This is a genomic window from Caulobacter sp. SRI_008, assembly GCF_057586355.1.
In genome coordinates this window covers 20,586-34,414 of record NZ_JBYCZS010000003.1, presented here as the reverse complement: position 1 = coordinate 34,414, position 13,829 = coordinate 20,586, and the positions used below count along the sequence as shown (strand labels likewise).

Annotated in this window: 14 protein-coding genes; 11 read left to right on the top strand and 3 right to left on the bottom strand. The window is 69.8% G+C overall.

Annotated elements, in window-relative coordinates; genetic code table 11:
- The first annotated feature begins 5 nt into the window (after positions 1-5).
- The 3 genes from AC2YHT_RS03570 (at position 6) to AC2YHT_RS03560 (ending at position 1,372) form a co-directional block, all read left to right on the top strand.
- The gene (locus AC2YHT_RS03570) at positions 6-761 is read left to right on the top strand and encodes a pyridoxine 5'-phosphate synthase (protein ID WP_487288209.1); all 756 of its coding nucleotides are present in this window, start codon (positions 6-8) and stop codon (positions 759-761) included.
- A complete protein-coding gene (gene acpS, locus AC2YHT_RS03565) occupies positions 758-1,159 on the top strand; it encodes a holo-ACP synthase (protein ID WP_487288208.1) in 402 nt (133 codons plus the stop codon). Before AC2YHT_RS03570 ends, acpS begins: the two co-directional genes overlap by 4 nt.
- A gap of 69 nt (positions 1,160-1,228) precedes the next feature.
- Complete coding sequence (locus AC2YHT_RS03560; protein ID WP_487288207.1) at positions 1,229-1,372, top strand: hypothetical protein; 144 nt, start codon at positions 1,229-1,231, stop codon at positions 1,370-1,372.
- A gap of 138 nt (positions 1,373-1,510) precedes the next feature.
- Here AC2YHT_RS03560 and AC2YHT_RS03555 read toward each other — a convergent pair whose 3' ends face one another.
- Positions 1,511-2,857 (bottom strand): S41 family peptidase, encoded by a 1,347-nt coding sequence (locus tag AC2YHT_RS03555; protein ID WP_487288206.1) that lies wholly within the window; start codon positions 2,855-2,857, stop codon positions 1,511-1,513.
- Positions 2,858-3,064: 207 nt separating this feature from the next.
- Here AC2YHT_RS03555 and lepB point away from each other — a divergent pair, with 207 nt between their 5' ends.
- The 5 genes from lepB (at position 3,065) to recO (ending at position 7,328) form a co-directional block, all read left to right on the top strand.
- A complete protein-coding gene (gene lepB, locus AC2YHT_RS03550; RefSeq protein WP_487288205.1) occupies positions 3,065-3,922 on the top strand; it encodes a signal peptidase I in 858 nt (285 codons plus the stop codon).
- A 4-nt stretch (positions 3,923-3,926) separates the two neighbouring features.
- Positions 3,927-4,634, top strand: a complete 708-nt coding sequence (rnc, locus tag AC2YHT_RS03545; protein WP_487288204.1) for a ribonuclease III — start codon at positions 3,927-3,929, stop codon at positions 4,632-4,634.
- Positions 4,635-4,780: 146 nt separating this feature from the next.
- Positions 4,781-5,731 carry a GTPase Era gene (gene era / locus AC2YHT_RS03540; protein ID WP_487288203.1) on the top strand — a complete coding sequence of 317 codons (951 nt, stop codon included), beginning with the start codon at positions 4,781-4,783 and terminating at the stop codon, positions 5,729-5,731.
- On the top strand, positions 5,724-6,578 hold the full coding sequence (locus tag AC2YHT_RS03535; RefSeq protein WP_487288202.1) for an arylamine N-acetyltransferase family protein: 855 nt from the start codon (positions 5,724-5,726) through the stop codon (positions 6,576-6,578). Before era ends, AC2YHT_RS03535 begins: the two co-directional genes overlap by 8 nt.
- An 18-nt stretch (positions 6,579-6,596) precedes the next feature.
- Complete coding sequence (gene recO / locus AC2YHT_RS03530; protein ID WP_487288201.1) at positions 6,597-7,328, top strand: DNA repair protein RecO; 732 nt, start codon at positions 6,597-6,599, stop codon at positions 7,326-7,328.
- 186 nt (positions 7,329-7,514) lie between these two features.
- Here recO and AC2YHT_RS03525 read toward each other — a convergent pair whose 3' ends face one another.
- Positions 7,515-8,285 (bottom strand): siderophore-interacting protein, encoded by a 771-nt coding sequence (locus AC2YHT_RS03525; RefSeq protein ID WP_487288200.1) that lies wholly within the window; start codon positions 8,283-8,285, stop codon positions 7,515-7,517.
- 130 nt (positions 8,286-8,415) lie between these two features.
- Complete coding sequence (locus tag AC2YHT_RS03520; protein WP_487288199.1) at positions 8,416-11,235, bottom strand: TonB-dependent receptor plug domain-containing protein; 2,820 nt, start codon at positions 11,233-11,235, stop codon at positions 8,416-8,418.
- 122 nt (positions 11,236-11,357) lie between these two features.
- Between AC2YHT_RS03520 and AC2YHT_RS03515 the strand changes: the two genes are divergently transcribed.
- The 3 genes from AC2YHT_RS03515 (at position 11,358) to AC2YHT_RS03505 (ending at position 13,818) form a co-directional block, all read left to right on the top strand.
- Positions 11,358-12,029 (top strand): response regulator, encoded by a 672-nt coding sequence (locus AC2YHT_RS03515; RefSeq protein ID WP_110121948.1) that lies wholly within the window; start codon positions 11,358-11,360, stop codon positions 12,027-12,029.
- Positions 12,026-13,516: an ATP-binding protein gene (locus AC2YHT_RS03510; RefSeq protein WP_487288198.1), complete on the top strand. Its 1,491-nt coding sequence runs from the start codon at positions 12,026-12,028 to the stop codon at positions 13,514-13,516. The genes AC2YHT_RS03515 and AC2YHT_RS03510 overlap by 4 nt, the downstream gene beginning before the upstream one ends.
- Before the next feature lie 83 nt (positions 13,517-13,599).
- Positions 13,600-13,818, top strand: a complete 219-nt coding sequence (locus tag AC2YHT_RS03505) for a hypothetical protein (protein WP_110121947.1) — start codon at positions 13,600-13,602, stop codon at positions 13,816-13,818.
- The last annotated feature ends 11 nt before the right edge of the window (positions 13,819-13,829 follow it).

Genomic DNA, 13,829 nt, shown 5'->3' with positions numbered 1-13,829 from the left:
GCCCCATGCTGCGGCTCGGCGTCAACATCGACCACGTGGCCACGATCCGCAACGCGCGCGGGTCGAGCTATCCGGAACCGGTGCGGGCCGCCGAGCTGGCGCTCGCGGCGGGCGCCGACGGCATCACCGCGCACCTGCGCGAAGACCGTCGCCACATCAGCGACGCCGACATCGCCGTGCTTACCGACCTTTGCCTCAAGCGCGGCAAGCCGCTGAACTTCGAGATGGCGGTCACCGACGAGATGGTCGGCATCGCCATCGGGGCCCGGCCGCACGCCGCCTGCCTGGTGCCCGAGCGGCGCGAGGAGGTGACCACCGAAGGCGGCCTCGACGTGGTCAAGGGCGCCAACCGGATCGCCGACGCCACTGGCCGCCTGCGCAGCGCCGGCGCGCGGGTCTCGCTGTTTATCGAGGCCGATCCCGCCCAGATCCAGGCCTCGGCCGACGCCGGCGCACAGGTCGTGGAGCTTCACACCGGCGCCTATTGCGACGCCGCCCGCGAGGGCGACACCGAGCGCGCCGCCGCCATTCTCGAACGCCTGAAGTCGGGCGCGGCCCTGGCCGCTTCGCTGGGGCTGGAGGTCCACGCCGGCCACGGCATCGACTACGCCACGGTCAAGCCGATCGCCGCCATCCCGCAGATCGTCGAGCTGAACATCGGCCACTTCCTGATCGGCGAGGCGATCTTCGTCGGCCTGCCGCAGGCCATACTGCGGATGCGGACCTTGATGGACGCCGCGAGACTGGAGTTGGCGGCGTGATCATCGGGATCGGCTCGGACCTCAGCGACATCCGCCGGATCGAGAAATCCCTCGAACGCTTCGGCGAGCGCTTCACCAACAAGGTCTTCACCGAGATCGAGCGCAAGCGGTCCGAGCGCAAGCCTGACCGCGCCTCGAGCTACGCCAAGCGCTTCGCCGCCAAGGAGGCCTGCTCCAAGGCGCTGGGCACGGGGCTGAAGCAGGGCGTGCACCTGGCCGACATGGGCGTGGTCAACCTGCCGTCGGGCAAGCCGACCATGGCCCTGACCGGCGGGGCGGCGGCCAAGCTGGCGCAACTGGTGCCGCAGGGCATGGTCCCGGTGATCCACCTGTCGCTGACCGACGACCACCCCTACGCCCAGGCCTTTGTGATCATCGAGGCCCTGCCGGCGTCCTGACGGCGCGCGGCTTGCAGTGATTCCTTCTCCGGTCGGCCCTTGCGCCGTTTCGGAACGGGGGACTGCAACATGACCATCTGGACCGACGAACACGTCGAACCCAAGCGTTCCAATCTGGCGCCCTGGCAGCAGAGGCCGTTCGCTTGGTTGGCTATTGGCTGGGGTTTCCTGGCGCTGGTGCTGGTGGCGATTTTGGCGACCTTAGCGGTCTGATTTCGCCGAGGATCGTCCTTCTTCCGTAAAATCCCCGCGAAAGCGGGGACCCAGGCTTTTTCTGCAATCCTCAGCGCTCGACGATAAAACACCTGGGTCCCCGCTTTCGCGGGGATTTTACGGGAAGAGTTGCTGCCTCTAGCTCGCCGGAGCTGCCTCGCGGCGATACCGCGCGCTGCGGCCGTCGGAGGTGATCGCCTCGAAGGCCGTCACCGCGCCCTTGGCGTCGCGTTCGAACACCACGCGGCGGCTGGGCTCGTCCAGAACGGTGAAGCTGTCGCCGCCCAGCGGCAGCAGCACGGTGACCGGACGCTTGCCGCGCTTCATGCCGATGCGGCCGTCGAGTTGAACGATGTCGATGCCGCCATAGCCGCCGACATAGTCGGCGAGGGGCTTGGCGGCGGGGGGCGAGGCCTCCGCGCGGATCGCCTCCAGCGCCCAGCGGGCGTCCTGGGCGTCGGGGCCGTCGGCGGTCTTCAGCACCGTCTCCAGCGCCAGGGCGCGGGCGGTCTCCAGTGCCTTGGCGGGGACGACCGCGACGTCGGGCTGCACGCCGTCGCCTTCCCAGTTGGTCTTGGTGATCGGGCTGATCGGCGAGCCGTTGGACACGAAGACCGCGAAGCCGCCGGCCACCGGCACCGGGCCGCCGGGATTGGCCGCGCCGGCGCTGGCCTCGCCGACGATCACCGCGCGCTTGGCGTTCTTCAGGGTGTAGGCGAAGGCCTCGGCCGCCGAGCCGGTGCGCGGGCTGACGAGCAGATAGAGCGGCACGTCCAGACGCGGGGCGGCGTACCAGTCGGTCGGGGCCTCGCTGGCCGTGCCCTCGCGGTACTTGAAGGTGTTGTAGATGTCGGCGCCCTTGGGCGTGAAGGCGCTGGAGAGGTAGCCCACCATGGCCGGCGAGCCGCCGCCGTTGTCGCGCAGGTCGATGATCACCGCGTCGGCGTTGGCCACCGTCTGCAGCGCCGCCTCGATGGTCTTGCGGGCCGGGGCGTCGGGCTGGCCGAACTCGAAGTCGGCGAACATCCGGAGATCGATATAGCCGAGATTGCCGCCCAGGATCTCGACCCGGCGCACGCCGTAGTTGGCGCGGCGGAAGGGATCACGCTGGGCGTTGGCCGGTCCGGCGGGCGCCAGGCGAGGCGCGGGGCCGACGCCCGCGCTTGGGCCGGCGCCTTGCGGCGGCGGGCCGTCGGCCGAGGGGGGCGACCAGGAGACGCTGAAGTGGTGGTCCAGGGGCCGCAGGCGCTCGGTGAGCGTGGTGGCCAGGTCGCGCGGGTCGGTCAGGCGGTCGTAGGCGCCCTTTTCGGCCTCGGCGCGCAGCTGAGCCGCGACGGCCGCGCCCTTGGCGGCGTCGTAGTAGTTGTCGGCGATGGCCTTGGCGACGCCGTCGACCACGGGGCGCGGCGCGACCTGCGCGGCCTGGACGACAGAGACGGCGCAGAGGCCGGCGGCGAGGGCGAGAAGCGGGATGGACGAGCGCATGGCGGATCCCCTGACGAACCGCGCCGGAGAACATCATTCGCCGACGGTCGCGGCCAATGAATAATCTTTAAGGCGATCATGGTTCGCTTCGCCCAATCGTCGCCATGAAGCGTCACTATCGCGCCGATGCTTGCTCGCGGCGGCAACCGCGTCTAGCAAGACCTGTCGGGCTCGCCCGACCCCCATTCGCAAAGAGCCCCGCCGCGCATGACCGAAGCCGTCGAGACCACGCCCCCCGAAGAAGAGAAGGGCGGCGCCGTCAACGAATTCATCGAGATCATCAAGACCGTGGCCTACGCCCTGGGCATCGCCCTGGTGCTGCGGGTTCTGCTGTTCCAGCCGTTCACGATCCCGTCGGCCTCGATGGAGCCCAACCTCTATCAAGGCGACTACATCATCGTCTCGAAGTTCTCGTACGGCTATTCGAAGCACTCGATCCCGTTCAGCCCACCGCTGTTCAAGGGCCGCATTCTGGGTTCGACGCCCAAGCGGGGCGACATCGTCGTCTTCAAGCTGCCGCGCGACGGCCACGTCGACTACATCAAGCGCCTGGTGGGCCTGCCCGGCGACCGCATCCAGGTTCGCGGCGGCGCGCTCTTCATCAACGACAAGCCCGTCAAGCGCCAGGAACTGGCCGACGTGCTGGTCGACAGCGGCTACGGCTTCACCCAGCCGATGAAGCGCATCCAGGAAACGACCCCCGAGGGCCGCACCTATCTGACCCAGGCCGACGCCGGCCCGGATACGCAGGGCGACAACACCGGGGTCTATGTCGTTCCCGAGAACTGCTACTTCTTCATGGGCGACAACCGCGACAACTCGGCCGACAGCCGCTTCAACCCGGGCATCTCGCCGTTCAAGACCGACGCCGGGACCTGCAAGTGGAACTACGAGAACGACCAGTACACCGGCGACTCGATCGGCGTGGGCTTCGTCCCGGCCGAGAACCTGGTCGGCAAGGCCCAGATCATCCTGCTGTCGTGGAACGCCGACGCGCACCTCTTCAAGCCCTGGACCTGGTTCCTGGACGCCCGTCCGAGCCGCTTCTTCCGCGTGCTGAAGTAACATCATGGCCGTGAAGGACAGACGGGTCGCCGCCGTCGGCGACCTGGAGCGCCGGATCGGTCATCGGTTCGAAGACCGCGAACTGCTCGAGCGGGCCCTGACCCACGCCAGCGTCGGCGACGGCGCCAAGGCCAAGGTCCGCGACAACGAGGTGCTGGAGTTCATCGGCGACCGGGTGCTAGGGCTCCTGGCTGCCGAGGCCCTGGCCGAGCGCTTCCCCAAGGCCAAGGAGGGCGAGCTCGCCCCGCGCCTGAACGCCCTGGTCAGCCGCGAGACCTGCGCTCGCGTCGCCAAAGGCGCTGATCTGGGTCCCGCCCTGCGCCTGTCGGCCTCGTCCAGCAAGATCGGCGGCCGCGAGACGGAGTCGATCCTGGCCGGCGCCTGCGAGGCCTTGATGGCCGCGCTCTACCAGGACGGCGGTCTGGAACTGGCCCGCAAGGTGTTCCTCGACCTGTGGTCCGAGGAGTTCGACCGGGCCGGGCAGGGGCGTCCGCGCGATCCCAAGACGGCCCTTCAGGAATGGGCGCAGGGCAAGGGCAAGCCGCTGCCGACCTACCGCGTGCTCGAGCGCACCGGCCCCGACCACGCGCCGGTGTTCACCGTCGAGGTCCTGGTCAAGGACGTCGATCCCGCCATCGCCAAGGGCAAGTCGCGGCAGGAAGCCGAGAAGGCCGCCGCCAAGGCGCTGCTGGAGCAGGTGGGGGCGGGTTAAACCCCCTCAGTCGCTCCGCGACAGCTCCCCCAGAGGGGGAGCATCTGGCGCGGCGAAGATCCTCCCCCTCTGGGGGAGGTGGCCCGAAGGGCCGGAGGGGGTTTCGGGGGAGGATTTTGGGCGCTGCTGTGCTACACGCACGCGCAATGACTGACTCCACCCAGAACACCCGCGCCGGGTTCGCCGCCATCATCGGCGCGCCGAACGCCGGCAAGTCCACCCTGGTCAACCGCATGGTCGGGGCCAAGGTTTCGATCGTCACCCAGAAGGTGCAGACGACGCGCTTCCCCGTGCGCGGCGTCGCCCTGTCGGGCAACGCCCAGATCATCCTCGTCGACACCCCCGGGATCTTCAGCCCGCGTCGCCGGCTCGACCGCGCCATGGTGCGCTCTGCCTGGGCCGGCTCGGAAGAGGCCGAGGTCACCGTGCACCTCGTCGACGTGCAGGCCGAACTGGCCGACCGCGCCCGCAACGCCACTCCGGCCGAGCACCGCGCCGTGCAGGACGTCCAGACCATCATCGAGGCCCTCAAGGAGAGCGGTCGCAAGGTGATCCTGGCGCTCAACAAGATCGACGGCATCAAGCGCGACACCCTGCTGGGCGTGGCCAAGGACTTCTTCGACGCCGGCGTCTACACCGACGTCTTCATGATCAGCGCCGAGACCGGCGCGGGCGTCGACGACCTGATGGCCAAGCTGGTCGAGGCCATGCCGGAAGGCCCGTGGCTCTATCCGGAAGACCAGACCGCCGACCTGCCGGCCCGCCTGCTGGCCGCCGAGATCACCCGCGAGAAGATCTATCTGCGGGTCCACGAGGAGCTGCCCTACGCGGCCACCGTCGAGACCACCTCGTTCGAGGAACGCGCCGACGGCAGCGCCCGCATCGAGCAGACCATCTATGTCGAGCGCGACGGCCAGCGGGCCATCGTGCTGGGCAAGGGCGGCCAGGTGCTGAAGTGGATCGGCCAGGCCTCGCGCGAGGAACTGCAGGACATCCTGGACCGCAAGGTGCACCTCTTCCTGCACGTGAAGGTCAAGGAGAACTGGGCCGAGGAACGCGGCCTGTTCAGCGACATGGGTCTCGACTTCGATGTTTGACGGCCAGGTCGCCCCCAGCGTGGACCTCGACGCCTATTTCGCGCGGATCGGTTACGCCGGCCCGCGCGAGCCGACGCTCGAGACCCTGCGGGCGATCTGCCAGAAGCATCCGGACGCCATCCCGTTCGAAAACCTCGACGTGCTGCTGGGCCGGGGGATCAGCATCGTCCCGGCCGACATCGACGCCAAGCTGCTGAGCGCCGGCCGCGGCGGCTACTGCTTCGAGCAGAACGGGCTGCTGAAACGGGTGCTCAAGGCGCTGGGCTTCGAGGTCCAGTCGCTGATGGCGCGCGTCTGGTGGATGAAACCGCCGGAAGCGCCGACCCGCGCCCGCTCACACATGATTCTGAAGGTCACGATCGACGGCAAGGACTGGCTGGCCGACGCCGGCTTCGGCGGCTGCGTGCTGACCGCGCCGCTGGACCTGTGCTCCGACGAGATCCAGGCCACGCCCAACGGCGCCTTTCGCATCGAGCCGGCCGCGCCGGAGATGGGTGGCGAGCGCCTGGTGCTGGCCGATCTCTCGGGCAAGTGGGCGCCCCTCTACCAGGTGGCGCTGGGGCCGTGGGACGACGTCGACTACGAGCCGGCCAACTTCTTCACCTACACCCACCCCAGCTCGCACTTCACCTGGAGCATGACGGTGGGCCGCACGACGCCGACCGCCCGTTACGCCCTGAAGAATAACCGCCTGACCCACCGCGACGCCACGGGCGCCCTGGTCGAGCAGCGCGACCTGTCGGTCGACGAACTGGAGACGGTGTTGCGCGACGTCATCGGCCTGCCGGTCGAGCCGGAATGGCGCGCGGTGCTGGAGAAGGTCGTGGGCTGGGGGATGCCCGCCTAGATGGAGTGGCCCCACTAAATGGAATGGGAGGACGACGCCTTCGTGCTGTCGGCCCGCGCCCACGGCGAGACCGGGGCGATCGTCGAGCTGCTGACCCAGGATCGGGGCAAGTTCGTCGCCCACGTGGCCGGGGCGGCCTCGCGGCGGATGAAGCCGTTCCTGCAGGCCGGGGCGCGGGTGATCGTCCGCTATCGCGCCCGTGGTCCCGATCAGATGGGTTCGGCCCAGCTGGAGCCGATGGGCGAGGGGCCCTCGTCGCTGTTCGACGACCGCCTGGCTTTGGCCGGCCTGCAATCGGCCGCTTCGGTCGCGGCTGGGGCCTTGCCCGAGCGTGAGCCGCACCCGGGCGCGTTCCTGGCCCTGGAGACCCTGATCCGGGTGCTGGAGATCCCCGACATCTGGCCGGCGGTCTATGTGCGCTACGAGGCGGGGCTGTTGCAGGACCTTGGCTTTGGCCTGGACCTGTCGAAATGCGCCGCCACCGGCGACCTCGACGACCTGGTCTATGTCAGCCCGCGCACGGGACGGGCGGTGAGCCGCAAGGCCGGTGCGCCCTATCAGGACAAGCTGCTGCCGCTGCCGCCGTTCCTGCTGTCGTCGCAGGGCGGCTTGAGCGACGGCGACGTCAAGGCGGGCCTCGACATCACCGGCCACTTCCTCGAGCAGTTCGTGTTCGGCCCGCTGAACCGCCCGCTGCCGCCGGCCCGCATGTGGTTGCTGGATCGGCTGGGCGAGGCGGGGCGGCTCTAGCAAAGACCCTCAACGCTCAAACCCGTCGTCATCCCGGCCGCAGCGAAGCGAAGAGCCGGGACCCAGGGGACTGGGCTCAGCGCGGGGATCAAGCGCCTGGCGGTCGCCACCTCACTGCGCCGGCCCCTGGGTCCCGGGTCTGCGGTCCGCTTCGCGGCCCTTCGCCCGGGATGACGAGCTTGGGGACTACTCGATCCGCTCGTGGACGCCCTCGGCGCCGCGCACCCAGTAGCCGGCGGCCTTGATCTGCTTGGGCGAGAAGCCGCGAACCTCGACCAGGTGCGCGCGCAGGGCCTTGGCGACGCGGGCTTCGGCGGCGAGCCAGATGAAGCCTTCCTTGTCGGCCGGCAGCACGGCGTCCAGCGCCGCGATCAGGGCGTGGGTGTCGTCGCCGCCGTCGCGGACCAGCCAGTGCGGCGTCCAGGCGGCCTTGGTCTCGACGGTCAGGGCGTCGTCGGCGGCGTCGAGGATGGCCAGGGTGGTGATCGTCTCGCCGTCTTCCGCTTCTTCCAGCCGGCGGCCGATGGCGGGCAGGGCGGTCTCGTCGCCGATCAGCACCAGCCAGGGCAGGGCGTCGGGGATCAGCACCGAGCCGCGCGGGCCGCCGATGTTCAGCGTGTCGCCGACCTTGGCGGCCAGCGCCCAGGCCGTGGCGGGTCCTGCCTCGTGCACGGCGAAGTCGATGACCAGGCTCTGGGCGGCGTTGTCGAAGCTGCGGGGGGTGTAGTCACGCATCACCGGCTCGCCGCCTTCGACGGGGAAGAACAGCTTGATGTGGTCGTCGAAGCCGGCGCTGACGAAGTCGGCGAGGTCGGGCGAGGCGAAGACCAGGCGCAGCATGCCGGGCGACAGGCGCTCGACGGCGGTGACGGTCAGCACGCGGCGGCGCACTTCGTGGCGCACGCGGCGCAGGACCCAGCGGTCGGTCGCTTCGGCGGTTTCGGCGGGGGTGGTCATCGGCGGGATATCCTTTTCGGAGGATGGGAGTCGGCCCGGACCGGCGAACCCTAGACCCCCGCATCCGCCCGGGGATGTCTGGCGGAGAAATAAAAACGGCGGGATCCGAGGATCCCGCCGTTTCCAGGTCTTAGAAGAACACCTTGCGGACGCTCAGCTTCACGCTGCGGCCGATGGGGTCGAGATAGTCTTCCTGGTAGCTGGTCGGGATCTCGCCCGTGGCGTCGCGCACGGTCTGCTTCTCGTCGAACAGGTTGGTGATCCCGAAGGTCACCCGCGTGCCGCGCAGCACCGGATACTTGGCGACCAGTTCGCGGCGGGCGCCGAGATTGGCGAACAGGCGCAGGTTCACGGTCGTCAGGTCGGAGAACTTCAGCGTGCCGGTCGAACTGCCGGTCGTGCCGCCGTCGACCTCGGTGGCCTGCCGCCAGTTGGCGGTCAGGCGCGCGCCCATGCCCTGCTTGGTGAAGCCGACCTGGGCCTCGACCTCGTTGCGGGGCGTGCCGCCGCTGCTGCCGATGGCGTCGCCGCTCAACAGGTCGAGCGGGGTTCCGCCGTCATAGATGTAGATCCGCTCGCGCAGGCGCACGGTGTGGAACAGGGCCAGCTGCAGGCGCGCCGCGCCGAGGCCGCCGCCCCCGGGGCCGCCCGGGCCGCCGGGACCGCCGAAGCCGCCGCCCGGTCCGCCGCCGAAGCCGCCCGGACCGCGATCACCGCCGCCGGGACCCCGGTCGCCGCCACTGGACGCCTGGTCGCCGGTGGTGCGGGTCTGGTCGGACGAGGGCTGGGCGTTGGCGTTGTCGCCGCCGCTGCGCTGCTCGCCGCCCTGGCGCTGGAGGCCTTGCAGCAGGTCCATGCCGGGAGGCTGGGTCGAGCCATCCGCGGTCTGGGCTTGGCCCTGCTGACCTTGAGCGGCCTGGGCCGTCTGCCCCTGCCCCTGCCCCTGCCCCTGCCCCTGCCCCTGACCCTGACCCTGACCCTGACCTTGGCGGCCCTGGCCGTCCTGGCCCTGGCGTTCACGCCAGCGCTGCATCTCTTCCGGCGTCGGGGTGGGACGCGGCGGGGTCTTGCCGATCTGGTGCGAGTAGTTGAAGCCCCAGCGGATCTGCTCGCTCTCGCGCTTGGCGTAGTTCACCGGGCGGGCGTCGATGCGGACCAGCGTGCCGTCGCCGTCGCGGAAGAACCGGTCGGGGAAGGCCGCCTCGGTCGCCGCCGTGGCGCTGGGGAACGAAGAGATCGGATTGTCGATGCGGGTGCGCGTGTAGTTGGCGTTGACCGACAGGCCGTCGATCTGCGGCGGCTTCACCGTGACGCCGAACTTCAGGACGTTGCGCTCTTCGGACTTCAGGTCGGGATTGCCGCCGCTGACGCGGGTGATCTCGACGCTCTCGCCGTTGACGTAGTCGAACACCTGCACGCCCGAGGTCGTGACCTGGGCCCCGCCCAGTTGCGACATGCTGGGGGCGTTCTCCTGGCGGGTTCCCGAGACGATGAAGCTGATCGGCTTGATCGGCGACCAGTTCAGGCCGCCGCCGATCGTGCTCAGGGTCCCGAAGTCCGACAGCTGGTTCACGGCCAGGTTCAGGTTGGCCGACAGGTCGCCGACCTTGGCCATGAAGTTGTTCTTCCGGCTGGTGATCGGCACGTCGAAGCTGACCTGGGCGTTGGCCGTGCCGCGCGACAGGTCGGCTTCGCTCTCGACCCCGAGACGGCGCGACCAGGAATCAACCCAGGCGCCTTCAGCGCCCAGCTTGACCGTCGAGGAGATGTCGCCGCCCGGCAGGCGATACAGCGCGCCGTTCATCACCAGCTGGGTGTTGACCGTGTCGTTGATCGAGTGGGCGGTGTTGCGCTGGAAGCTGCCGGTCGGCAGGCCGGCATAGGGATCGAAGGTCGGATCCAGGGCGGCCAGCCGCTGGTTCAGGTCGACGACGCTGGCGTCGCGGTCGCTGGAGGTACGGCTTTCGTCGTGGTCGTAGTTGCCGGTCAGGTTCCAGCGCCATGACTTCATCGACCCGTCCAGGGTGAAGCCGCCGTGGGCGTTCCACGAGCGGTTCCACTGCTCCATGGCGCCGAGGTCGGCGACATAGCGATAGAGGGTCGTGTCGCCGGCGTAGAACGGGCTGGTCGTGGGGATGTTCAGCCGGGCCTTGGACAGACCCTGCAGCGACTGGCTCTGGTCGTAGGACAGGCTGCCGTTGACCGTGGCCGAGACGCCGTTGTCGAGCACGCGGTTGTAGACGGTGTTGTACGATAGGCTGTCGGTGCGGGGCTTCAGCGTGCGGTAGGGCGAGACGTCGCCGTCATAGCGCTGGTCGGTCTCGGTCGGTTCGAGGTCGCGGTCGCTTTCCAGCAGCTTGTCGCTGTGGCTGTACTTGAAGGCGCTGTTCAGGCGGCCCTGGCGATTGAGGCGCAGGGTGCTGGACTCGAATTGCTCGGTGGTCTGGCCGCCGTCAGTGGGACCGGCCAGGCTGACCTCGCCGGTGCGGGCGCGGAAACGCTGGCGCAGCACGACGTTGACCACCTTCTGGTCGGCCGAATAGCCGTACTTCAGAGCCACTTCCTCGGGCAGGATCTCGACCCGCTGGATGGCTTCGGTGGGGATGTCGCGGATCTCGCCCATGCCGGAGATGCGGCGGCCGTTCAGCAGCACGACGGGCGAGCCGCCGCTGGCGCTGGTGGTCTGGGCCGAAAGTTCCGACAGCAGTTCGGTCACCGAGCTGACGCCGAGGGAGCGGACGTCGGCGGCGGTGAAGGTCTCTTCCGGCTGGATGTCGCCCAGCACCGCGCCGTACTGGCGCTGACCGGTGACAACGATGCCCTCGACCTCGACGTCCTCGGCCTCTTGGGCGACCTGGCGCGTCTGGGCGGGCTTGGCGACTTCCTGTGCGTACAGCATCGACGGCGTGATGCAGCCCAGAAGGCCCAGCAGGGCCATCTTCCTCGTCATTTCCTATATCCCCACGGCTCGGCCGAATCCCTCGAGTTCAGCCTCTCTAACGCATCGAACCCCGACACAGCCTGAACGAACTGGTTCAGGTTCGGTTTGGGTTCATCGGCTAAGGATGGGGGATGCGCATCCTGTTGGTCGAAGACGACGCGCCGCTGGCCGAAAGCATCGCCCAGGCCCTGCGCGAAGAGCAGTTCGCCGTCGATATCGCCGCCGACGGCGAGACCGGCGCGCACCTGGGCTCGACCGAAACCTACGCCGCCGCCGTGCTCGATCTGGGCCTGCCCAAGCAGGACGGCCTGTCGGTGCTGCGGTCGTGGCGCGAGCAGAACCGGCCGCTGCCGGTGCTGATCCTCACCGCCCGCTACGGCTGGACCGAGAAGGTCGAGGGCTTCAAGGCCGGGGCCGACGACTATCTGACCAAGCCCTTCCGGGTTGAGGAGCTGGTCATGCGCCTGCGCGCCCTGGTGCGCCGCGCCGCCGGCCACCACGGCCCGAAGATCGCCTGCGGGCGGCTGACCTACGACGCCCAGCTGGGCGGGTTCGAGTTCGACGGCATGCCGCTGAAGCTGACCAGCTTCGAGTGGCGAGTGCTGTCGTGCCTGATCCTGCGCAAGGAGGTGGTGGTCGAGCGGATGGATATCCTGGAGCAGGCCTACGAGGGCGACGCCGGCGGCGACTCCAACTCGCTGGAGGTCATCGTCGGCCGGCTGCGGCGCAAGATCGGCCACGAGATGATCGAGACCGTGCGCGGCCGCGGCTATCGCCTGACGGCCGGGGGCGAGCCGTCGTGATCACCTCCCTGACCTCGATCCGCGCCCGGCTGCTGATCAGCGGCGTGCTGTTCACCATCCTGGCGGTGGTGCTGGCGGCCCTGACCATCCAGCCCACCCTCGACCAGTTCGTCCGCCGCAGCGTCGACGCCAGCCTGGAGTCGCAGATCTCGGTGCTGGCCCGGGCGGTGAAGCGCGACGGGAAGCTCGATCAGGACCGCATCCAGTCGGTCGGTCCGTTCGTGCGGCGCGGGGCGGGCTGGGCCTGGGTGGTCAAGGGTCCGGCGGGGACGCTGCGCTCGCAGACCGTGGCGATGATGGACCCTCGCCAGAGCGGCGGCCCGTCGCCCTGGCCCAAGGCCGAAGGGCCGCGTCCCGATCGTGATCGCGATCGTCCGCAGGGGCCCCTGGGCGAACGTCCTCAAGGCGAGCGCCCCCAGGGAGAGCGTTCGGCGCGCGACGCCCATCTCGAAAAGCCGCCGACCGGTCCGCTGAAGGAGTCGCGCCGCTGGCGCTCGCGCAGCGGCTGGAACGAGAGCTTCTATTTCCGCACCCTGACGGTGAACTCCAGCCGCGGCGCGGTGGTGATCACCGCCGGCGCGCCGCGGTATATCCGCGACCGCATGCGCGACGAGGGTCTGCGGCCGCTGCTGCTGTCGCTGTCGGTGCTGGGCGTGGGCCTGCTGGCCGCGATGATCGGCCAGCTGGAGCTGGGCCTGCGACCGCTGCGCAAGCTGGGCGCCTCGCTGGCCGCCGTGCGGGCCGGCGAGCAGCAGCGCATCGAGGACCGCCAGCCCAAGGAGCTGGAGCCGGTGGTCGCCGAGCTGAACGCCTTGCTCGACCACAATGAAGCGGCCCTGGCCAAGGCGCGCAGCCATGTCTCCAACCTGGCCCACGGCCTGAAGACCCCGCTGGCGACGCTCGCGGTGCGGCTGGCCGAGCCGGGGCGTGATCCCGACGGCAGCCTGGCCAGCCTGATCGCCCAGATCGACGGCGCGATCGGCCATCACCTGGGCCGCGCCCGCGCCGCCTCGCCAGGGGCGCCGGGCCGTCCGGCCCTGCACGTCAGGCCGCGCCTGGAGGATCTGGTCGCGGCCCTGTCGCGCATCCACGCCGCCGCCGGCGTGCGTGCTGAACTCGACATCCCCGAGGATCTCTTCGTGGCCTGCGATCCGCAGGACTTCGACGAGATGACGGGCAACCTGCTCGACAACGCCTGGAAGTTCGCCGAGCGGACCGTTCGGGTGAGCGCCAGCCGCGACGGGGGCAGGGCGGTGCTGGTCATCGACGACGACGGCCCCGGCCTGACCGACGAGGCCGCCGCCGCCGCTCTGGTGCCGGGCAGCCGCCTGGACGAGCGGGGCGCCGGCCACGGCTTTGGCCTGCCGATCGCCCTGGAGCTGGCCGAGCTGCACGACGGGGCCCTGACCCTGGGCCGCGCCCCGATCGGCGGCCTGCGCGCTACCCTGGCCCTGCCGGCCCGCACCGGCGAAACCGCCGAAAGCTGACGCGCCGATCCCAATCCCGTGATCGGTCGGCCAGGCGACTAACAAGCGCCTTCGATCTGCTACGCTTGGGGCGAGGGCTGTTGATGAAAACCTACACGTTCGTCTGTCTGGCCGCGAACCAGGTCGCCACGGCCGTCGATATCCAGGACCTGGACGAGGGCGCCTATCGCCGGCACGCCCTGTCGCTGCTGCGCGACCATGGCAGCGCCCAGGCCGTCGAGGTGTGGCGCGACGAGGCGGTGATCGACCTCGTCGAGCGGGCTGGGGCCGTTCTCGGGGCGCCGGCGGCGGTTAGCTCGTAAAAAGCCCCCAC

Bases quoted from the DNA above. Each gene is read 5' to 3' on its own strand.
- AC2YHT_RS03570 (WP_487288209.1), top strand. From the start codon at position 6: ATGCTGCGGCTCGGCGTCAACATCGACCACGTGGCCACGATCCGCAAC.
- AC2YHT_RS03515 (WP_110121948.1), top strand. From the start codon at position 11,358: ATGCGCATCCTGTTGGTCGAAGACGACGCGCCGCTGGCCGAAAGCATC.
- AC2YHT_RS03505 (WP_110121947.1), top strand. From the start codon at position 13,600: ATGAAAACCTACACGTTCGTCTGTCTGGCCGCGAACCAGGTCGCCACG.
- AC2YHT_RS03520 (WP_487288199.1), bottom strand. From the start codon at position 11,235: ATGACGAGGAAGATGGCCCTGCTGGGCCTTCTGGGCTGCATCACGCCG.
- recO (WP_487288201.1), top strand. From the start codon at position 6,597: ATGGAATGGGAGGACGACGCCTTCGTGCTGTCGGCCCGCGCCCACGGC.
- era (WP_487288203.1), top strand. From the start codon at position 4,781: ATGACTGACTCCACCCAGAACACCCGCGCCGGGTTCGCCGCCATCATC.
- AC2YHT_RS03555 (WP_487288206.1), bottom strand. From the start codon at position 2,857: ATGCGCTCGTCCATCCCGCTTCTCGCCCTCGCCGCCGGCCTCTGCGCC.
- lepB (WP_487288205.1), top strand. From the start codon at position 3,065: ATGACCGAAGCCGTCGAGACCACGCCCCCCGAAGAAGAGAAGGGCGGC.
- AC2YHT_RS03535 (WP_487288202.1), top strand. From the start codon at position 5,724: ATGTTTGACGGCCAGGTCGCCCCCAGCGTGGACCTCGACGCCTATTTC.
- AC2YHT_RS03525 (WP_487288200.1), bottom strand. From the start codon at position 8,285: ATGACCACCCCCGCCGAAACCGCCGAAGCGACCGACCGCTGGGTCCTG.
- rnc (WP_487288204.1), top strand. From the start codon at position 3,927: ATGGCCGTGAAGGACAGACGGGTCGCCGCCGTCGGCGACCTGGAGCGC.
- AC2YHT_RS03560 (WP_487288207.1), top strand. From the start codon at position 1,229: ATGACCATCTGGACCGACGAACACGTCGAACCCAAGCGTTCCAATCTG.